This is a genomic window from Rhodococcus sp. PML026, assembly GCF_000963615.1.
In the GTDB taxonomy this organism is placed as follows: domain Bacteria; phylum Actinomycetota; class Actinomycetes; order Mycobacteriales; family Mycobacteriaceae; genus Rhodococcoides; species Rhodococcoides fascians.
This window is the reverse complement of sequence record NZ_KQ031367.1, coordinates 185237-205094: the sequence shown is the minus strand read 5'-3', so window position 1 is coordinate 205094 and position 19858 is coordinate 185237. Positions and strand designations below refer to the sequence as shown.

At 62.5% G+C, this 19858-nt stretch carries 16 protein-coding genes; 9 read left to right on the top strand and 7 right to left on the bottom strand.

The window, feature by feature from the left end:
• Positions 1 to 19: 19 nt before the first annotated feature.
• The gene (locus VF34_RS02405; protein ID WP_045840726.1) at positions 20 to 973 is read right to left on the bottom strand and encodes an alpha/beta hydrolase; all 954 of its coding nucleotides are present in this window, start codon (positions 971 to 973) and stop codon (positions 20 to 22) included.
• Positions 974 to 1048: 75 nt separating this feature from the next.
• Positions 1049 to 2962: an alpha-amylase family protein gene (locus VF34_RS02400; RefSeq protein ID WP_045840725.1), complete on the bottom strand. Its 1914-nt coding sequence runs from the start codon at positions 2960 to 2962 to the stop codon at positions 1049 to 1051.
• 71 nt (positions 2963 to 3033) lie between these two features.
• Between VF34_RS02400 and VF34_RS02395 the strand changes: the two genes are divergently transcribed.
• Positions 3034 to 3993, top strand: coding sequence for an SDR family NAD(P)-dependent oxidoreductase (locus VF34_RS02395; protein WP_045840724.1), 960 nt, complete (start codon positions 3034 to 3036; stop codon positions 3991 to 3993).
• Positions 3994 to 4061: 68 nt separating this feature from the next.
• Here the strand turns inward: VF34_RS02395 and VF34_RS02390 are convergent, their stop codons facing one another.
• A complete protein-coding gene (locus VF34_RS02390) occupies positions 4062 to 5801 on the bottom strand; it encodes a helix-turn-helix domain-containing protein (RefSeq protein WP_045840773.1) in 1740 nt (579 codons plus the stop codon).
• 71 nt (positions 5802 to 5872) lie between these two features.
• On the opposite strand from VF34_RS02390, the gene VF34_RS02385 reads away from it, so the two are divergent.
• Positions 5873 to 7246 carry an FAD-binding oxidoreductase gene (locus VF34_RS02385; RefSeq protein WP_045840723.1) on the top strand — a complete coding sequence of 458 codons (1374 nt, stop codon included), beginning with the start codon at positions 5873 to 5875 and terminating at the stop codon, positions 7244 to 7246.
• Between the two features lie 35 nt (positions 7247 to 7281).
• On the top strand, positions 7282 to 7842 hold the full coding sequence (locus VF34_RS02380) for a DUF2716 domain-containing protein (protein ID WP_045840722.1): 561 nt from the start codon (positions 7282 to 7284) through the stop codon (positions 7840 to 7842).
• Between the two features lie 50 nt (positions 7843 to 7892).
• Here the strand turns inward: VF34_RS02380 and VF34_RS02375 are convergent, their stop codons facing one another.
• Positions 7893 to 9239, bottom strand: coding sequence for an MFS transporter (locus tag VF34_RS02375; protein ID WP_045840721.1), 1347 nt, complete (start codon positions 9237 to 9239; stop codon positions 7893 to 7895).
• A gap of 170 nt (positions 9240 to 9409) precedes the next feature.
• Between VF34_RS02375 and VF34_RS02370 the strand changes: the two genes are divergently transcribed.
• From VF34_RS02370 to VF34_RS02355, 4 genes are all read left to right on the top strand, one after another.
• Entirely contained in the window at positions 9410 to 10177 is a 768-nt protein-coding gene (locus VF34_RS02370; RefSeq protein WP_045840720.1) for a metallophosphoesterase family protein, read from the top strand.
• Positions 10178 to 10181: 4 nt separating this feature from the next.
• The gene (locus VF34_RS02365) at positions 10182 to 11351 is read left to right on the top strand and encodes a winged helix DNA-binding domain-containing protein (RefSeq protein ID WP_045840719.1); all 1170 of its coding nucleotides are present in this window, start codon (positions 10182 to 10184) and stop codon (positions 11349 to 11351) included.
• Positions 11352 to 11488: 137 nt separating this feature from the next.
• Complete coding sequence (locus VF34_RS02360) at positions 11489 to 12391, top strand: glycosyltransferase family 2 protein (RefSeq protein WP_045840718.1); 903 nt, start codon at positions 11489 to 11491, stop codon at positions 12389 to 12391.
• Positions 12388 to 13395 (top strand): polysaccharide pyruvyl transferase family protein, encoded by a 1008-nt coding sequence (locus VF34_RS02355; RefSeq protein WP_045840717.1) that lies wholly within the window; start codon positions 12388 to 12390, stop codon positions 13393 to 13395. The genes VF34_RS02360 and VF34_RS02355 overlap by 4 nt, the downstream gene beginning before the upstream one ends.
• A 25-nt stretch (positions 13396 to 13420) precedes the next feature.
• Here the strand turns inward: VF34_RS02355 and VF34_RS02350 are convergent, their stop codons facing one another.
• Positions 13421 to 14038: an O-methyltransferase gene (locus VF34_RS02350; RefSeq protein WP_032375433.1), complete on the bottom strand. Its 618-nt coding sequence runs from the start codon at positions 14036 to 14038 to the stop codon at positions 13421 to 13423.
• 655 nt (positions 14039 to 14693) lie between these two features.
• The gene (locus tag VF34_RS02345) at positions 14694 to 14969 is read right to left on the bottom strand and encodes a hypothetical protein (RefSeq protein WP_032375432.1); all 276 of its coding nucleotides are present in this window, start codon (positions 14967 to 14969) and stop codon (positions 14694 to 14696) included.
• Between the two features lie 1007 nt (positions 14970 to 15976).
• On the opposite strand from VF34_RS02345, the gene VF34_RS02340 reads away from it, so the two are divergent.
• Positions 15977 to 17008: a nucleoid-associated protein gene (locus VF34_RS02340; protein WP_080733428.1), complete on the top strand. Its 1032-nt coding sequence runs from the start codon at positions 15977 to 15979 to the stop codon at positions 17006 to 17008.
• Complete coding sequence (locus VF34_RS02335) at positions 17005 to 17961, top strand: GTP pyrophosphokinase (RefSeq protein WP_032375430.1); 957 nt, start codon at positions 17005 to 17007, stop codon at positions 17959 to 17961. Before VF34_RS02340 ends, VF34_RS02335 begins: the two co-directional genes overlap by 4 nt.
• A 734-nt stretch (positions 17962 to 18695) precedes the next feature.
• Here the strand turns inward: VF34_RS02335 and ychF are convergent.
• The gene (gene ychF / locus VF34_RS02330; RefSeq protein WP_027498119.1) at positions 18696 to 19775 is read right to left on the bottom strand and encodes a redox-regulated ATPase YchF; all 1080 of its coding nucleotides are present in this window, start codon (positions 19773 to 19775) and stop codon (positions 18696 to 18698) included.
• Positions 19776 to 19858 lie beyond the last annotated feature (83 nt).

Sequence of the window (19858 nt, the reverse complement as noted above, 5' to 3'; positions counted from 1 at the left end):
ATCGATTACTCGCTGTCGATCAACCGCCGACTGCCGGGGCAATGGTCTCGAACCACGCCTCGTGCAGATGCTGCTGCCAGTGGTTCCACCAGTGCACGCCGGTGCCGGTGATCTTGACGTTGGGTCGACCACCTGCGGCCTGCAACAACGGAACGAATGCTCGGCTGCTCATGCCTGCGACGGTTTCGAGCGGCACCATCTGCGCGAACTTGACGGGGTCGAAGCGGCTGCTGGCCGGGTTGAACACCGGGTCCGTCGCCGGTGAGCCGCTACCCGAAGAGACGAAGACTGCCGTGTTGCGCAACGCGCCGACATTGAGCGACGGATCGTTGCGGATCCAGTCTGCCGACGGCCAGGTGCCCCACATGTTGCGCGCGTTGCCGCCCATCTCGCCGACGGCGACCGAGATGCCCTGAGCGAATCCGGGGCTGCTGGCCGTCGGGTAGCCACTGAACGACGCCACCGCCTTGTAGAAGTCCGGCCGGTGAGCCGCCAGGTTCAATGCCGAGGTGCCGCTCATCGACAGGCCGGCCACGGCGTTGTTGACGTTGTCGCTACCGAAACGATCGGCCATGAAGGGCGGCAATTCCTGGGTGAGGAACGTTTCCCACTTCACCCGTCCGAGCTTGGGGTCGTCGCGCTGCCAGTCCGAGTAGAAGGTTCCGCCGCCGCCGAACGGAATGACCACGTTGACGTGCTTGTCGGCGAAGAAGCTTTCGACGTCTGTTTCGATGAGCCAACCGCTGTTGTCCTCGGGCGCACGCAGTCCGTCGAGCAGATACAGCGTGGGTGCAGGACCGCCACCGGCAGCTCGGAGCACCTTGATCGGGATGTTCTTGTCCATCGACGGCGAGTAGACGTAGACCAGCTCGGAGTCGGCTTTCGCCACACCGGTCCCCATCAGCACCGTTGCCATCGTGGCGACCATGACCGCTACCAGAGCGAGCACCGTACTTCGTAACCGACCGCGCATCGAGATTGTCCCCTTGTTCGTATCCAGCCCCACCGTCCCGGGGAGGGTAACAGCTCGGTCACGGTAATGCGTCCTCTAGCGCGACGGGCTGTCGACGATCCACCAGGCCGCGTACGGCGGCAGCCATACCGATCCGTTGTCGTCGACCGCCAGGTCGTGCTGCGAGAGCACCTCGGTGGGGGCCGGGATGCCGAGCTCGATCAACTGCGCATGGGGGAACGGGCGGTGCTGAGAAGTGACGTTGTACAGCCCCACCAGGGTGCCGCTGGGATGACGTCTGCGCACCACGAGCAGGCCGTCGTCGGATTCGGTCTGGACGTCGACCGGCGCCTCGGCGTGCAACATCGGTAGACCGGAGCGCACCTTCGCGATGCGAGCGATGCCGTCGAACACTCGTTGGGCGTCGCTCCCCTGCTGAAATCGGCCGGCGCGGTCGGCGTCGGTGACGCGGGGTCGATGCACCCACCTGTTGTCCTCGGCATGAGCCGGTTCGTCTGCCCAGTTCGGGTCTCCCGGGGAGCCGAGCTCGTCACCGCTCCACACGACGGGAATGCCGACCCATCCGGCAATGATGGCGTGCGACAGAAAGATTCGCCCGAACGCGCCGTCGGGATCCAGGCGGGCCGGGCCCAGACCGGTGAGCGCGGCTGCGGTTCCACTGATCCGGCGATCCCCGGTGTCCGGATTGTACTGGAACACAAGCCCTTCGGCCCAGGAACCGTCGAACTCGCCGGAGTACCAGTCGGCCAGAAAATGCCGATGGCCTGCACCCGACAGTCCGAGCGACGCCGCGTCACCGTCGTCGATGGCCCAGCCGATGTCGTCGTGGCATCGCACGTAGGTCACCCAGGTGCCACTCGGTGGCGTGGGCGGTAACGACGCCAGGGCATGACGCGCCAAAGCCGTACTGCCCGTGGCCAACATCGACCAGACCTGCACCATCAGCGAGTTGTGGTACGCGATGTCCGATACTCGCCCGGTGTGTCTGCCCTGCCCCAGATACGGCAACAGATCGCGTGGGCCGACGATTGCTTCGGCCTTGAAGAGCGTTGCCGGAGCGGCAAGGCGAGCGGTCGCTCGGAGAGCCTGGGTGATCGCATGCACTTCGGGCTGGTTCTGGCAATTGGTGCCGAGCCGCTTCCACAGAAATGCGATCGCATCGAGGCGGAGCACTTCCACCCCGAGGTTGGCCAGGTGCAGCACGATGCTCGCGAACTCCTGCAGCACAGCCGGATTGGACCAGTTCAGATCCCACTGCCACTCGTTGAACGTGGTCCACACCCACTCGCCGAGTTCGTCGTCGAACGTGAAGCTGCCCGGCGCGAAGTCCGGAAATACCTCGGGGAGGGTGCGCTCGTAGGAATCCGGGGTCGTCCGATCGGGGTAGATCAAGAAGTAGTCGCGGTACTTCGGATCACCGGCTCGCGCCTCGACAGCCCATTCATGTTCGCGAGCAACGTGATTGAGGACCAGGTCGACCACCATGCTGATACCACGTCCACGCAGAGTCTCGGCGAGAGTACGCAGATCCTCGTTGGTGCCCAGATCTTCTCGCACCGCGCGATAGTCCATCACTGCGTAGCCGCCGTCGTTGTCGCCCGGCCGCGGTCGAAGCAGCGGCATCAGATGCAGGTAGGTGACACCCAGATCGGTCAGGTGATCCAGTCGTTCACCGACTCCGCGCAGCGTCTCGCCGTAACGGTCCACATAGCAGGCGTAGCCGAACATGTCCGGCTGCTGAAACCAATCGGGTTCGAGCAGTCGACGCTGATCGAGTCTGTGCAGATCCTCGGACCGCTCCGCGTACGCACGGGCGGCGATCTCCACGAGCGTGGCAGCCACTGCATCCGGCTCGGGGTAGACAGCCGTGACGGCGTCGTGCAGATCGGGAAACCACTGTTCGAGGCGGAGCTCGAACGTCTCGCGTCGATGGGCGGGCAGTTCGGCGAGGATGTCGCGGGTGACGTCTGAGACCGTGGTGTGCGCCATGGACTCATCATGGCATCGAGCAGTCGCTGCCGACGCGCATACATCCCGACTCCCTGGGGTACTGCCGCAGCATGTCATTGCTGAGCCGCACGGTGGACACGATTCTCGACAGAGCCGTCGTTCCCGGCTACTCCCGAATCGGTGCCACGGTGCGTCGGCGATTCTGGGCCGCCGATCCGTTACCGTTCGCCTCCCCCATCGACATGGTGGTGACCGGCGCATCCTCGGGGTTGGGAGCAGCTACCGCGAAGCAGCTCGCCCGCCTCGGAGCGCGGGTGCACCTGGTCGGACGATCGGCCGAGCGACTCGACGCCGCCGCTGCTGCGATCCGAACCGAAGTGCCCGACGCCTCGCTCGTGGTGCGTGAGTGCGATATCAGCGATCTCGATTCGGTGGCGGCCCTGATCGCGGCATTGGCGTCCGAACTGACAGCGGTGCACGCGCTCGTACATTGCGCCGGGGTGATGCCGGACGAGCGGCGGTTGTCGGCACAGGGACACGAATCCGCTTTCGCCACCCATGTTCTCGGACCGGCCGCACTGACGGTGGGACTGAGAGAATTGTTCGACGCCGGATCGCGGGTGGTGTTCGTATCGAGCGGCGGCATGTACGCGGTGCCCCTTCAGAACCCGGACTTCGAGTACGAGAACGGCAAGTACTCCGGCATGACGGCGTACGCCCGAACGAAACGAATGCAGGTGGTGGTGGCCGAGCAACTGGCCGAACGCTTTTCGCTCGAGGACGATCCGGTGGTGCACAGCATGCACCCGGGCTGGGCGTCCACGCCGGGCGTCACCGGCTCCATGCCACTATTCGATTCGGTGATGAAGCCCATTCTGCGCAGCGCCGACGACGGTGCCGACACCATCGTCTGGCTCGTGGCCGCCGATCCCGCGTTGACCAGCACCGGCACATTCTGGCACGACCGAGCGCCGCGGCCGACGCACTATCCCTCCTGGCGCGGAGATTCCGCGCGGGTGCGAGATGCATTGTGGGCGAATGTGGTCGAGGCAACGGGAATCGAGATCTGATCCCTTCTCAGCCCGGGCTCTAGCCGCTTGCACCCAGCCTGGCCCCGATCCGAAGAGCCCGGTCGACGTCACAGACCCAGCAGGTCGGCCGATCTGCGCAGCCGCATCAGGACCTGAAGATCGAGAGCATTGTCCGGGTCGCGCCAGTGCGTTCCGATCAGGCGGTCGATCGCGTCGAGTCGTTGATAGAGCGTGTTGACATGCACCCCGAGAGCCGACGCGGTTGCCGAATGATGGCGTCCACGCGCCAGATACGTCGAGAGTGTCTCCATCAGCGGAACCCCGCGCTTGTTCTGCTCGGCCAACAGCGGACCCAACTTTTCCTGCGTGAGTTCGTCGAGATGTTCACGCGCCAAGTGGCTGAGCAGAATTCGATAGATTCCCAGCCCCCGCGCCGAACATGCTTCCCCCTCGCGGCCGAGGGTGACCAACACGTCGACGGTCTGCCGAGCTTCCCGATAGCCCTTTGCCAGCGCCTCGGGCCCGATGCTCGGCTCGGAGATTCCGACGGTGGCACCGGCGAAGAACATCGGGGTGACCGTCGCCGAATCGTGCGCGGGCACCACCACGATCAGGCTCGAACCTTGCTCCGCGACAACAGCTCCTGCCGGAAATCGGCCGAGCTTCGTCCTCGACGCACCCTGCGCGACGGCTACACAGTAAGACGTGTCGGGGGCAAGTCCGGCCAAATGGAGTTGTCGCCGTTCGGCATCCGGAGTGGACGCCGGGTGCGAGAGCAGGTCCACCAGAAACGCATCCTGGGCGCGCCGCGCGGAATCGGCGGCGGCCCGCTCCTCGGCGAGTGACAGGGCCACTGCAGGCGCGGCTCGATCGAGCAGCAGACGCGTCCTGGCATCGTCCGTTCCGATCGAGATCAGCGCGCCGAGGAATTGACCGGCTGCTGCCACCCGATGAGCCGTCATCGACGGCGTCGACACGGTGTTCTTGCCGTCGCCACACATGCGTAGCAGTTCGTCGACCTCCGCCGAGTGGACCGCCAGTGCCGCGGGAACCGCAGCGGCATCCGGAACGAAGTACGCCGGACGCTCGGTCAATACAGCAATCTCGCGCACCAGTGTCCGTACGCCGCCGCCGCGCAGGACCACCTGGGTCAACGTTCGGTCCCACTGCAGTGTCTGTTCGAGTTCGGCTGTGCGGTTTGATAATTCGGCATTCAGCGTCTCGAGCCGGTCGATGGTCCGTACGTTCTCGATGGCGATGGCCGCGTGCGCGGCCAGCGCCGAGAGCAGGGCGATCTCACTGTCTGCGAAGTCGCGTTCCTGGCGCTTGCATGCAAACAGTGCGCCGATCACTCGATCGCCCACCCGCAACGGCACGCCGAGCAGACCGCGCATGTTCTCCGAGCGGGCCGCGCTGTCCGCACCGGTGATGTGCTGGAACGCCGGCTCGCTCTGGTAGTCGGGGGTCCACGACGGCGACGCACTGCGCACGATGAGTCCGACCAGCCCTGCATCCTGTTCGAGCCGAAGGCCGACGAGCCGGGGAGTCAGGGCTCCGCTGGTGACATCGATGACGAACTCGTCTCCCTGTACGGACCCCATGTAGGCGAGGTCCACGCCGAGAAGCCTGCGTGCCTGATCGACGACCTCTTGGAGAAGAGCACGGTTGTCTCGCACCGTCGTCAATCGCACGGCGATGTCGTTGAGTGCCGCCAACTCCGTGCTGCGTTGACGTCGCTGATCCAGCAGGGCGCGTAGCCGCAGAGCTGCGTGCGCTTCGGCACCTGGAAATGCCTTCCGGTGCTCCTCGAGACGATCGATCGACGCGTCGTCGAGCAGAAGTTCCATCCATGACTTCTCCGCGGACATAGAGAGAACCTACATTGGCCGAGACCCAGCTCACAGCTAGAGTCGAGAACATGACGCTCGTCGAACAACTGTCCGAGGCCTTGCCCACTGATCGCATCGTGGTCGACCCGGACGTCATCGCCTCCTACCAGCACGACGAGGCGGAGTGGGCCCCGTATTCGCTGCCCGTTGCCGTCGTGCGTCCTCGTACCGCCGAGGAGGTGCAGACCGTTGTACGAGCCTGTCTCGCCCACGGAACGCCGATCGTCACTCGCGGGGCGGGCACCGGCTTGTCCGGCGGAGCCAACGCCACCGAAGGCTGCGTCGTGCTCGCGCTCGACGGGATGGACACCATCAAGGAGATCGACGTACTCGAGCGTTATGCCGTCGTCGAACCCGGAGTCGTCAACGATCACCTCAGAGCAGCCGTCGCAGAGGAGGGCCTGTGGTATCCGCCGGATCCGGCCAGTGCGCCGTGGTCGACGATCGGCGGAAACGTCGCCACCAACGCCGGTGGGCTGTGCTGCGTCAAATACGGCGTCACCCGCGACTACGTCATGGGAATGCAGATCGTCACCGGTACCGGAGAATTGGTACGACTCGGGCGTAAGACCGCGAAAGGCGTTGCTGGATACGATTTTGCGGGTCTGATGGTCGGATCCGAAGGAACACTCGGAATCATCACCGAGATCACCGTCAAGTTGCGCCCACTGCAGAATCCACAACGCACCGTCGCCGGCTACTTCGACAGCATCGTCGACGCCGGTCGTGCCGTGGCCGCAGTCGCCGCCGCAGGATTGACGCCGTCCGCGCTCGAGCTGATCGACAAGCAGTGCCTCATCGCCGTGGACGCCTGGAAGAACATGGGGTTGTCCGTCGAGGCAAATGTGGTGTTGCTCGGGCGGATCGACGATCCCGGACTCATCGGAGACCAGCAGGCCGAGAAAATGCTGACGTGCTTCGACGAGGCCGGAGCCACGTGGTCTGCGGTATCGACCGATCAGGAGGAGGCCGACGCCCTGTTCTCCGCTCGGAGGTTGGCGTACCCCGCGATGGAACGACTCGGACCGGTGTTGACCGAGGACGTCTGTGTGCCGAAGAAGCATGTGCCCGAGATGCTGTCGCGTATCGAACAGATCGGCCTGCGATACGAGACGACGATCGCCAACATCGCCCATGCGGGCGACGGAAACCTGCATCCGTTGCTCATCACTCCGCACGACGACATCCCGGCGCGCGAGCGCGCTCAGGCCGCCTTCGCCGAGATCATCGACGCTGCACTGGAACTCGGAGGAACCGTCACCGGCGAACACGGCGTGGGACTGCTCAAGATGGACGGATTGGCGCAGGAGTTGGACCCAGTTGTGCTGGACATGCACCGCGCAGTGAAAAAAGCACTCGATCCGCATGGAATCCTGAACCCGGGCAAGGTATTCGCGTCCTGAGATCGCAGCCTCCCAAGCCCTGGGACGATGGACCTATGACTAGCAAGCTGACCATGGACTTCGGCTCTGCGTTGCCCGTCGGGTGGACCGAACTCGACCGAAGCGTGACACCGGAGCATTGGTCGCTGTTCGACAACAAGTTCGGGTTTCGGCCCGGGACCAAACCTGACTCGTGGCCGGCCATTGCTGAGCCTGCCCCGTCGATGACATTCGACCTCGACGCAGACACCGTACGCACGATGGCCTCATGGTCTGCGAGAGTCGACGCAGTCAATGCGGAAGCCCTGCGCTGCTTCGTCACCGAATTTGCGGATGACCCCACGTTTGTGGTCCTGGACTGGCAACACCCCTGCTACAGCTTCGATGCCCAAGCGCACGCCGATGCGGCCGAGAACGCCGAGTGGCGGGTACCCGTCTACCCGGACGGCGACTACTACATCTTCGCCCGCGACGAATTCACCGAGGGGACCTTCGGTCACCCGTGGGAACGCACCTTGTGTGTCTTCGGACCGCGCATGGTCGCCACGCTCGGGCGCACCTTGGCGACGTGGCTCCCCACGATCCGGGTCGACGGGCGACGGGTCGCGGATCGATAGCCGATTCGCTCGGCGTCGAGACGAGTTGCCGTCCCGGATCCCCTCGGTCGTCAGTGCGAGACCGGTGCCCCCATATCACTGCTGGTGCTGTCGTCCACCGTGCGACGGTGCAGCGCCAGCACCAACCCGACGGCCACCATCATGACGCCGCCTACGACCCACAGTCCGGCGCGCGCGTTCCCGGTTGCGTCGAGTAGCCAGCCCGTCACGTACGGCGCGCCGAAGCCGGACAGGTTGCCCACCGAATTGATGATCGCGATGCCCGCGGCCGCGCCTGCCCCGGTGAGGAATGCACTGGGCAGGTACCAGAACACCGGCAGCGCGCAGAACACTCCGACTGCGTTGACCGTCACCGCGATCATCGTGGTGAACGGCGAATCCATGTACAGCGCAACAGGTATGGAGACCGCGCCGATCAACGTGGGGATCGCGACATGCCAGGTGCGCTCGCCGGTACGATCCGAATGTCTGCTCCACAACACCATGGCGAGAGCACCCACGGCGAACGGAACCGCGACGATCAGCCCGGTTGTCACGAGAGAGAAATCGGTATCGAACGTCTTCTTGAAACCGGCGACGATGCTGGGCAGGAAGAAGCTCAGCGAGTACAGGCCGTAGGTGATCCCGAAGTACACCAGCCCGAGCATCCACACTCGTGCGTCGGTGAGAGCCCGCTTGACCGAGCCGGTGATGTGCGCGCTCTTCGACGACCCCTCGGACTCCAATTCCGCTGTCAGCCAATTCTTCTCGTCGTCGTCCAGCCATGTGGCCTGCGACGGCCGATCGGTCAGGTAGAACCAGGTGATCACACCGAGAACGATTGCCGGCAGGCCCTCGAACAAGAACATCACGCGCCAACCGGAGAGTCCGAACAGCCCGTCCATGTATTGAATGATCGCACTGGACAGAGGCGCACCCAGCGCCGAGGAGACCGGCAGAGCCAACATGAACAGGCCCATCAGCCGAACTCGATAGGCCCGCGGGAACCACATCGTCATGTACAGCAGGACACCGGGGAAGAAGCCCGCTTCGGCGATGCCGAGAACGATGCGGAGCCCGTACAGCCACCCTGCCGTCGGCACGAATGCCATGGCGGCGGCCACGATTCCCCACGAGACCATGATGCGTGCAATCCAGCGGCGTGCGCCGAACTTGTGCAGGGCCAGGTTGCTCGGCACCTCGAACAGCAGGTAGCCGATGAAGAACAGCCCGGACGCCAATCCGAACATCGTCTCGGTGAGCCCCAGCTCGTCGCTCATGGTCAGCTTGGCGAGACCGATGTTGGTGCGATCGAGATAGTTGACGAAGTAGGCCACCCCGAGGAACGGAATGATGCGTCGAGCGACCTTCTTGACCACCCTGGTTTCGATCTCGGGCTTCGTCGTGACTGCAGGCATGGGCTCGGCTTTCCATCGAACGGAAGTGACTTGGACCACACTAGGGACCCATCAGGCAAGGGTCTATGGAGAAATCACCCATCGAAGACGGAGATCCGAGGGCGAAGTCTCCAACGCTCGACGAGGGTTGCCGTGTTGCAGTCGAATGCCCACGCTGCGATCCTGTGCTTGTGCGAGTAGCTCTCATTGCCGATATTCACGGCAACATCGCGGCGCTCGACGCCGTCCTCGAAGACATCGAACAGCAATGCGTCGACTCCGTGGTGAACCTCGGCGATCTGCTCTCCGGCGGACTGCATCCGCGCCGAACTGCGGATCGATTGATGGCACTGGGTTTCTCCACCATCGCCGGCAATCACGATCGCTACCTCCTCGAGCAGGAGCCCGATTCCATGGGCAGTTGGGATCGGCATGCCCACGATCAACTCGACGACGAGCATCGACGTTGGCTGGGTTCGCTCCCGTTCTCGCTGGAGCTGGGTAACGGAATCCTCGCAGTACACGGAACACCCACCGATGATCAGCAGTACTTCCTGCACTCGGTGGACCCTCACGGCTCTCGCGAGGCAACCGAGGTCGAAATCATCGAAAGGGCAGCAGGTTTCACGGATCGATCTGTCATCGCCTGCGGCCACACCCATCTGCAGCGCCAGTGGACTCTCCCCAGCGGCACGCTCGTCGTGAATCCGGGTAGCGTCGGCGCACCCGCATACGACGACGATCAGCCTTACCCCCACGTCATGGAATCGGGGTCTCCGCACGCCCGATACGCGGTGCTCGACGATCACGACACAGGCAGCTGGACGGTGTCGTTCGAGCGCGTCGAGTACGACCACGGCGGAGCCGCCGACGATGCCCGCGCGCACGGAATGACCGATATCGCCGACGCGCTTCTCACCGGTTTCGTCGGTCCCGCTCCCCGCGAGCAGTCACACTGAGCCCGTGAAGATCACCGACGTCCAGCGGCGACAGCGGCTCGTCGCGCAGCACTTGTCCGACACCCCGAGTGCCGAATCCGTGGTGTCGTCGTTGCTCGCACTGCATGCCACCGATCCGGCTACGGTGTATCTCTCCGTGCTGGCACGCGCCCGCTCGCTGGGATTGTCGGACGTTCGTGACGCGATGTACGAACGTCGTAGCTTGGTTCGCTTGATGGCGATGCGTCGCACGATGTTCGTCGTCGCGCACGACGACGTTCCGATGATCCACGCTGCCGCCAGCCTCGGAGTTGCCCGCACGATGCGAACCCGGTTGATCAAGCAGGTGTCGACGCTGCCGACCGAACCGGTGATCGACGACGTCGAATCCTGGCTGGCGGCAACCGAAGCCGAGACCGATGCCGTTTTACGCTCGATGGGTACGGCGACCGGGGCGGAGCTGTCCGCAGCAGTCCCTGGACTGAAGACCGCTCTGCTGCCGACCACGGACAAGGTGTACGACGTCAAACGCTATGTGACCTCCGAAGTGTTGGTGATGATGGCCGCGGAGGGAAAGCTGGTGCGGGTCGAGCCGCGCGGCGCGTGGACGTCGCGCCGACATGCCTGGGCACCGATCGATCAGTGGTGGCCCAACGGGATTCCCGAGTTGGACGAGCCCTCCGCCCGAGCCGATGCGGCCCGGCGCTGGCTCGACGTGTTCGGACCGGCGACCTTGGACGACCTGCAATGGTGGACGGGATGGAACAAGACGCAGACCCGTGGAGCGGTCGCCGAACTCGACACCGTGGCCGTCGAACTGGCCGAGGGTGATGGAATCATGTTGACCGACACAGTGTTCCAGGATTACCCATCTCGGGCGATGCTGCTTCCCGCCTTGGATCCCACACCGATGGGGTGGAAGCACCGACACTGGTATCTCGGCGAACACAAGGCCCCGCTGTTCGATACCTTCGGAAATATCGGTCCGACCATCTGGTGGGAGGGACGCATCGTCGGCGGATGGGCCGTGGATTCCACCGGTTCGGTGGTCACGGAAGTACTCGAGGACGTCGGGTCTGCGGTATCGAAAGAGGTTGCAGCAGAGGCCGATCGGATCACCGCCCTGCTCGACGGTACCGCGGTGGTCCCGTCGTTTCCGACGCCGTTGGAGAAGAGACTGCGCGGAAAGTCGTAGCCACATCGGTCCGAGGTGACAGTCGGACTGTGTGTGTAAATGGCGGTGCCACACAACCCTTCGAGTTGTGTGATCCCCACTCCTACGGTTGGGATGCCTAACCAAACAGCACCCGGATTTCGTTGTAGGGTCACAACGTGCGTATCAGTCTGGTTTCCATCGTCCTCCCCGTGTACAACGGTTTGCCCGAACTGAACGAGCAGCTCCACGCGCTCGCTGCGCAGGACTACACAGGCGATGTCGAGCTCATCGTCAGCGACAACGGCTCGACCGACGGCCTCCGCTCACATCTCGAAGAATTGCCTCTACCTCTGTCGATGCGCATCGTCGACGCCTCCGCGAAGCGTGGCGTCTCCTACGCCCGCAACGTCGGCGTGGAAGCCGCGCGGGGCGACATCATCGCCTTCGTCGACCACGACGACGTCGCTTCTCCGACGTGGCTGACTGCCATGGTGCGCGCACTCGACAGCTACGACGCCGTGGGCGGCGCAATCGAACACGATTCCCTCAATCCGCCCGAGGTGACGGCGTGGCGAGACAACCCGCCGAACGGCACCCTGTTTCCCACCGCCTACCTGCCGTATGCCCCGGGAAGCAATTTCGCGCTGTGGAGGCGAGTCTTCGACGAGGTCGGAGGCTTCGACGAAGACCTCGTGGGCGGTGCCGAAGACGTCGACTACTCGTGGAGGCTTCAGCAAGCAGGATTCACTCTCGGACATGCCGCGGATGCGTCGGTCGCCTACCGCATCAGAACTACGGTTCGTCGATCGTTCTTGCAAGGCCGCGCGTACGGACGCACGTCGTACCAACTGTCGACCAAGCACCGTGCTGCGGGCTGCCCTCATCCGTCGTCACTTGCCCGGATTCCCGCGCACACTGCGGCAATCTTGTATCTCGCGACAATTCGCAATCCGTGGTTGCCGAAGGTACTACGACCGATGCCCAGCGGTCTGTGGGCCCACTACATCGGAATACACTACGGCGCACTCCGAATTCGGGTGGCCGCGCTCGGCCGCGGCCTGCGACGGAGTCCCCGATGACATACGAGATAGTCGACGCGATACGCGAAGAGACCATGGCCGTCATGCGGCAGCATGCCAAACCCGGAGATCGGGTGGCTCACTTGGACTTTCCGAATCACTTCAATGCCGGTGACTCGCTCATCTACGCCGGTGAGGTCGAGTACCTGAAGCGGTTGGACGTGCACGTCGACTACGTGTCCGATCCGTTCACCCACAACCACGATCTGCTCGAACAACGAGTCGGTGATGGGACCCTGTTTCTGCAGGGCGGAGGAAATTTCGGTGACCGCTGGCCGATGGACCAGAAATTTCGTGAAGCAATCGTTGCGCGGTTTCCTCGCAACAAGATCGTGTGCCTCCCCCAAAGCATCGACTACTCCGACGCCGACGCCATGCACAGGACCGCGGCCCTCTACGCACAGCACCCGGACCTCACCCTCATGCTGCGTGAACAGCGTTCGTACGAGCTGGCGCTCGCCCATTTCCCGAACAACCGCGTCGAATACTGTCCGGACATGGCTTTCGGTGCCGAGATCGCACACAGCGCCGAAGGCTCTGCAGTGGACGTCGTGAAACTCGTGCGCGACGATTCCGAAAGCCTCGGTCATGCTTCGGTGAACGTCGACGCGTCGTCCGTCCAGTACGACTGGGGTCTGCACGGAAGGGATCTGGCGATCTCGACGGTGGTGACGCTGCCGACCCGAATCGCATACAACTTCCCCCAAGCGAATCGCCTGCTGTACCCCGCTCTCGTTCGCTCGTACGAGCAGACAGCGAAGCTCAACCTCCTTGTGGCGCAGCGCATTCTGAATCTCGCACCCGTCGTGCTCACCGATCGGCTGCATGCGGCCGTATTGGCCGCGATGATGGGCAAGCGCGTCGTGGCGATGGACAACGCGAACAGGAAAGTATCCGGCATCTACGACGCCTACCTGCACCGGTTCGACAACGTTCAGTTCGCAGCGACACCCGACGCCGCCGCCGACATGGTTCGGCAGGCCGTGTCCGACAGTCGACGATGAACGCTGGTCGACACCCCGTCCGTTTTCAGAAGGGGTATCGGCCCTCGGCCCAGGCACGCGCGGCGGGAGGAGTCACCGCGTCGACGGGTTCGCCGTCGCGAAAGTAGTTGGTGTGCAGGATCCGACCCGCGTCGACGGCCTCTTGCCAGGCCTGCGTCGGACCTTCGCCGAACCAGAGCCACGGCGTGATGTCGTCCATGATGACAACCGATTCCGGGGTGGCGAGCGCACGAAGATCGTCGAGGTCTGCGCGGGCACCTTCCACAGAATGGTCACCGTCGATGAAGATGACATCGAAGCGCGCGTCCGGGTGTTGCTCGGCATAAGCCTTGATGGTCGTGTGGGAATCTCCCTGGATCAAAGTGTGTCGGCCCGGGAAGTGTTTGTCGACATGGGCTTTCGCGGCGTCGCTGTAGGCATACGCGGCCAGATCGAAGGATACGACGGTCACGTCGGGGGAGGCTTCGAGAAACGCCCAGCTCGAGAAGCCGGCATTGAACCCGACCTCGCAGATCGACTTCGTGCCGGGCCTCGCGGCCAGTGCGGACAGGTATCCGAGTTCCGACTCGTCGGCTCCACGCTCGAAAGGTTCCCCAGCAGTGGCCGTTCGGTGAACCAACGCCTCGAGTTCCTGCAGACCCATCTACGTTCTCCTATCCTCTGATTCGGAGCTTAGTCAACATCGTTGGGCGGCGCAGACAACGACGCCCACTCGCAGAACATGCCGCGATGATCACCGACAGACGTTCCTGCGATGAGCAATTGCGATCATTCGCGCCACAACTCGGGTGTCATAGATTTGGTAGACGACGCGAGAGTCGCTTCTACGGGAAGAAACGTGGTCGATGGCGAGATTGGAGCGGGCCTGTTCGGACTGACAATCTTGGTGGCAGCGGGTATGTGGGCAATTCGCGAACGATCTTCTGCAATGCTTCGCGCCAGCAACAATTCCGACCCAAGGACCGAAGAGGGTCGACCTTCGGAACCGGAAGTACCAGACAGTGGCGAATACCCTTCGAGCGGTGACAGATGATCCGCTGCTGTTGACTTATAAACTATCGCACCGTAAGCGATGAGACCCGGGCCATGCCTGCGAACAGGGATCCGGTCTCCCTGCCTGGCATTGGCACCTACAGCTTTGGGGCATCTGGGCTGAGATGGCGTTGGCTCCGGGTTTACTCATACCGAGAGGTTTGGTTCACGAGTCCGCAGCGTTAACCTTGGCCGTCGAGGAATCGACGTGGCACTGGGATCGGCGCATCGAAGCCGAACTTCCCCAGAGTCCCTCGCAGACGCCCTTAGGATCTCGGTGGACGCCCAGCGTCGCCGTTCTCCTCGCTGCACCCGAGCAGATCTCCCACCTGGAGGTCCCACTCGGAGCCGTTCCCGACGTTCTCCATCAGCTGGTCGTACTTCCTGCTCCAATCCTCCATCGTCAGGTCGACGCCGTTCGCGATGTACCGCTCCCAGGCGTCCTGCTTCCACTTCGGGAAGACCGGAGACGTCTTGACCGTGCCGTCTTCGTTGATCTCGAACGTCGCAAGCGGCTTCTCTGTCGTCTCTGCCAGCCGCACTGTCAGCCCTGATCTCGGTCATCGCCGAGGTCGTCACAACGACATCCGATTCCAGCGCGCCGATCACGTTGTAGATTCGTCTGCCTGTCGACGCGATCCGCGCAGCGGTGACCCCCGCTGCGACCAGATCTGACCCTCCAGCCGTGACGAGGGTCGCTGCGATGCCGACAGTGAGTGTGACAACCATCGAGATGACGAGTTCGTCGATCGCAGACGCGACCTCGTTACGCCGGTTCACCACTGCAGCACCGGACGAGGTCGCGGCGGAGGCGAGGGTAGCAAGTGGACCAGGATCAGACCCAGACCGAGCACCGCGACGATCACGCGGTAGGTGAAATACATCGTCGACCATCCGATCGGAGGCGCTCCGCGCGGGGATTGACGGCGCGGGATGTCGTGAAGATCGACTCGTCAGGATCTCGGCGCGGTCGACCCGGGATTCTCTCGGCATCGAGTTCTCGTCCCAACCGAATCGAAGCGAGGCTCGACCGGACCTGCAACTCTGAGACGCGCTGCTTCTGCAATGTTTCGGGAAAACTCTGTTGCAACGAATTGAATGACCTTGACAGCGTCGCTCTGTTGCAAATTTCCACTCCACAATGCGTTGGCTCATTGCACCCATATACGAGCATCAGTTCGGGCCGTGGACTCCTTCTTCACCGGTTGTCGAACTCGCACCGCCGACACCGGACGCGCTGACGTCCCAGCGCCTATCTGGCACCTCGCCTTCACCGGAGACTGAACAGTTGGTTGTCCGTTGCCAGCTGCGCACGCTTAGCTCACACACCCGCGACACTGCCGCAAGCGTTACGCCTTCTGCGGTACCGTGACCAGCACAAACAGGCCGACGAAAGAGCATTTCCCCCTCGCGACCCAGGCAAATGTGCTTAGGAGCCGCCACGCCGAGGGCGACATATGCGTCGGCGAGTTGGGAATGCACCGCAGATGTGCGTGTGTGGCGTATACATACTTACGGAACACTTTCGCGCGTGTGAGGAGTATTTGCCTTGAGTCTAGATACCGGTGACGTCACCGTCGACGAATGGGTGATACACCAGATCCCGAAGGTTTTCACCGCCGGGTCCACCAAGGCTGCTCCAACCCTGAGTGAAGCAATCTCTCCGTATGACGTGGACGTTGCGAGGTTCTTTGAGCGGAAGGTGAGCGAGAGCTTCGCGCGTTCAAGGCACCAGATAGACAGCGACAACTCCCGCAACATACCTGGTCAAATCCGAAACTATCTCGTCGAGGAGGATCCTTCACTCGTTGAGCTTTCCAAGAAACTAGCGAACCATCTAGTCGCCTCACAGTCCGGTTCGATGTCCGCCGGTTTGCTGGTGACCATGGGCGGCGCGCATGCGAACGACAAATTCATCGCGATTTTGAAACTCGAAAAGGAGGAAGGAGCGCGAGCGGTATCGGCTGACGTTGAAGGAAAAACAACATACAACGTCGAGTATCTTAGAGATCTATTCCTGACGGGAAAGACGCGAGTTTTTAAAGTCGCAGTCTTTTTTCCGCTAAAGGACGCGGATGAAACACTGGAGGGTTGGGCTAGCGACCCCCAATCGAGAGGATCGGAAATTGCCGATTTCTTCCTCGAGACATTTCTACAATGCACTCTGCATGAAGACCCTCGGGTGGCAACCAGAATCTTCCATACAGAATCAGAAAAGTTCTTGAACGAGAAGATACAGGACGGCGAGAAGCGGGCCAGGTACGAAATCGCCCTGGTTGCGGAACTGAACAACAACTCACACCAGGTCAGTCTGAAAGATTTCGCAAGGAACAATCTGGATCTGCCAGACAGGGATGCCTTTGTGTCTGCACTTACAACAGCTGGGGTGCAAGATAACTTCATCAAGAACATCGATGACATAAAATCGCGTCTTCGGAAGGTTCAATATGAAACAGATGGCGGCGTTAAAGTTAGCGTACCGGAACAGGCGCAAGACCTCGTGACTGTGGAGAACGCAGATGGCGGACGAACCGAGATAAGGGTAGTGGATACCCTTAAAAAGTTGAGCAGTCGAGGATGACCACGATTGCGGAGGCGAGAGATCGTCTGATTGCCGACACGCCAGTTCTGACAGCCTTCGGTGATTCGATCGCCGACGCAATCCGCTCCGCTACGAATAAGCTGAGTGTCTCCTGCAAGGTGTCGGCGCGTGTCAAAGACCCGGCAAGCTTCGTCGGCAAGTGTCTTCGGAAGAGCTACCCAGACCCATGGACAGATGTAACCGACAAGGTCGGGGTACGTGTGACCGTGGAGAATATTGCTGACATCGCGCGGATCGAGACGGTTGTGGCGGAGCACCCGGCCCTCGAGGTGGTCGAGCGGCAAGACAAGACTCAGGAACTGTGGGAGCAACGGAAGATCGGCTACCTGGGCCTTCACCTGCAGGTGAAGGGCTTGAGCTCCGACTCTGTCGGTATGGCGTGCGAGATTCAAGTTAGAACTGCTGCTCAAAACCTGTGGTCCGAGATGGATCACAAGCTTGTGTACAAACCGAGTCACGAGCCCGACAGCGACACAAAGCGGGCGCTGCACCGACTCGCGGCGTTGATGGAGATTTTCGATGAGGAGGTGAACCGCCGAATGAGCCAGATAGTCGCGGCTCCGGGATACGCGGTCGAGCCCCTGATCGACGCGTGCGTGCGTCACTTCTTCATGTTCAGCGCCAGCGAATTCGACCGCTCGCTGAGCCGATTTGTTTTGATCGAACTCGGCGCAGCCTTACCCGACAGCGCTGACCTGCCGGCCTACGTGGAGCGGTTGTCGGTTTTTGTTTCCAAACACAAGGACAAGCTCCAACGAATTTACACCCGGTATGAGACCGTCAAGGAGGCCCCCTCACTGCTGATACATCAGCCTGAGTCAATTTTAATCTTCGAGCGTCTCGATAGCGCGTCAATGCTGTTCGAGGAGGAATGGCCCGAGACGTTGCCGATGTACGAATATGACGCTTTAAAAGCTATCTGGGGTACCTAAGATGAGCGTAGAATATCTGACCGTTTGTATGAGTTGCTACTAATTGAAGCACTCTGGTCGAGCCCCAATTTAATGAACGCTTGGGTGGCGCGTAGCTACATCGGCACCGTTCGTGTCCAGCCCGGATCCAAAGGTCGGGCTCGTACGATCGATGCTGATTCGGGTAGAACGCGTAGCTTGCCGGACAAGGGCGAAATCTAACTCCGCAGATCCGACACGATGTGCTTTACTGGCCCCGTGATGACCCGTACACAGCTCTGGCGGCCGCTCTCCTAGCGGCATCGAAACTGTGCTTTCGCCGCCCGTCGTGCGGCCCGAAGCTCCCCTCTGCGCAGCCTGTCGGTACCTACGCGAATTCCTACGCGGTCGCGACGAACAAGGGCTGGGCGTGGGGTTCTTGGAAGCGATACCGCTGAGCACCAACCTGATCGTGCACCTCGCCCCCCGTACGTGCCGGGTGCTCGGCACGCTTGTCCGCGGCGACGACCATCATCGGTGACTTCGCTTCTCAACCGAAACGGGAAAAGGCTGAACACGATTCTAGCCCGAACAGCCTCCCTAACGCGGCCAGAACCCCGCCGCTCAGCAACGCCGGATCTGCCTCGACCGCGTCGATGAACTTCTTGACTTGTTGTGGCGCTAGTTCTCCGAGCGCAGCGGACAAGCTGCTCCGCGAAGCCCACGGCGGACCCACTGCGGACCGAAGGGGCTTGAGACGCGTGTCAGCTAAGTTTTCAGACGTTGAAGCGGAACTCCACCACATCGCCGTCGGACATGACGTAGTCCTTACCCTCGATGCGCACCTTGCCCGCAGCCTTGGCCGAGGCCATCGAACCTGCGGCGACGAGGTCGTCGAAGGACACGATTTCGGCCTTGATGAAGCCGCGCTCGAAGTCGGTGTGAATGACGCCTGCGGCCTGGGGCGCGGTGTCGCCCTGGTGAATTGTCCACGCGCGAGCCTCTTTCGGGCCTGCGGTGAGGTAGGTCTGCAAGCCCAGGGTGTGGAAGCCTGCGCGGGCCAACGCGTCGAGACCGGGCTCGGTCTGACCGACGGATTCGAGCAGCTCGGCTGCCGACTCCTTGTCGAGTTCGAGCAATTCCGACTCGATCTTCGCGTCGAGGAACACCGCGTCGGCGGGCGCGACGAGGCGGGCGAGCTCGCCGATCTTCGCGTCGTCGGTCAGCACCGACTCGTCGGCGTTGAACACGTACAAGAACGGCTTGGTTGTGAGCAGCTGGAATTCACCCAACAACTCGAAGTCCAGCTTGGCCTTCGCCGAGAACAGCGTCTTGCCGTCGTTCAGCACAGCCTGCGCGGCCAGAGCCGCGTCGAGCGCCGGCTTGCGGTCCTTCTTGATCCGCACCTCTTTCTCGAGGCGCGGGATCGCCTTCTCGAGGGTCTGCAGATCGGCGATCGCGAGTTCGGTCTCGATGACCTCGATGTCTGCGGTCGGGTCGACGCGACCGTCGACGTGCACCACGTCGTCGTCGGCGAAGACGCGAACGACCTGACAGATGGCGTCGGCCTCACGGATGTTGGCGAGGAACTTGTTGCCCAGGCCTGCGCCCTCGGACGCACCCTTGACGATGCCGGCGATGTCGACGAACGACACCAGCGCGGGCACGAGCTTCTCCGAACCGAACACCTCGGCCAGCTTCTCGAGCCGGGGATCCGGCAGCGCGACCACGCCGACGTTGGGCTCGATAGTCGCGAACGGATAGTTCGCGGCCAGCACATCGTTGTTGGTCAGTGCATTGAAGAGGGTGGACTTGCCGACGTTGGGCAGTCCGACGATTCCGAGGGTGAGGCTCACGGTCTATGGAGTCTACTTTGACGACACGACCAGCTCGGACAGTGCCCGGCCAGCGCCTACTCGACGGCGTGATCGGCCATGCC

Bases quoted from the DNA above. Each gene is read 5' to 3' on its own strand.
- VF34_RS02405 (WP_045840726.1), bottom strand. From the start codon at position 973: ATGCGCGGTCGGTTACGAAGTACGGTGCTCGCTCTGGTAGCGGTCATG.
- VF34_RS02400 (WP_045840725.1), bottom strand. From the start codon at position 2,962: ATGGCGCACACCACGGTCTCAGACGTCACCCGCGACATCCTCGCCGAA.
- VF34_RS02395 (WP_045840724.1), top strand. From the start codon at position 3,034: ATGTCATTGCTGAGCCGCACGGTGGACACGATTCTCGACAGAGCCGTC.
- VF34_RS02390 (WP_045840773.1), bottom strand. From the start codon at position 5,801: ATGGAACTTCTGCTCGACGACGCGTCGATCGATCGTCTCGAGGAGCAC.
- VF34_RS02385 (WP_045840723.1), top strand. From the start codon at position 5,873: ATGACGCTCGTCGAACAACTGTCCGAGGCCTTGCCCACTGATCGCATC.
- VF34_RS02380 (WP_045840722.1), top strand. From the start codon at position 7,282: ATGACTAGCAAGCTGACCATGGACTTCGGCTCTGCGTTGCCCGTCGGG.
- VF34_RS02375 (WP_045840721.1), bottom strand. From the start codon at position 9,239: ATGCCTGCAGTCACGACGAAGCCCGAGATCGAAACCAGGGTGGTCAAG.
- VF34_RS02355 (WP_045840717.1), top strand. From the start codon at position 12,388: ATGACATACGAGATAGTCGACGCGATACGCGAAGAGACCATGGCCGTC.
- VF34_RS02350 (WP_032375433.1), bottom strand. From the start codon at position 14,038: ATGGGTCTGCAGGAACTCGAGGCGTTGGTTCACCGAACGGCCACTGCT.
- VF34_RS02335 (WP_032375430.1), top strand. From the start codon at position 17,005: ATGACCACGATTGCGGAGGCGAGAGATCGTCTGATTGCCGACACGCCA.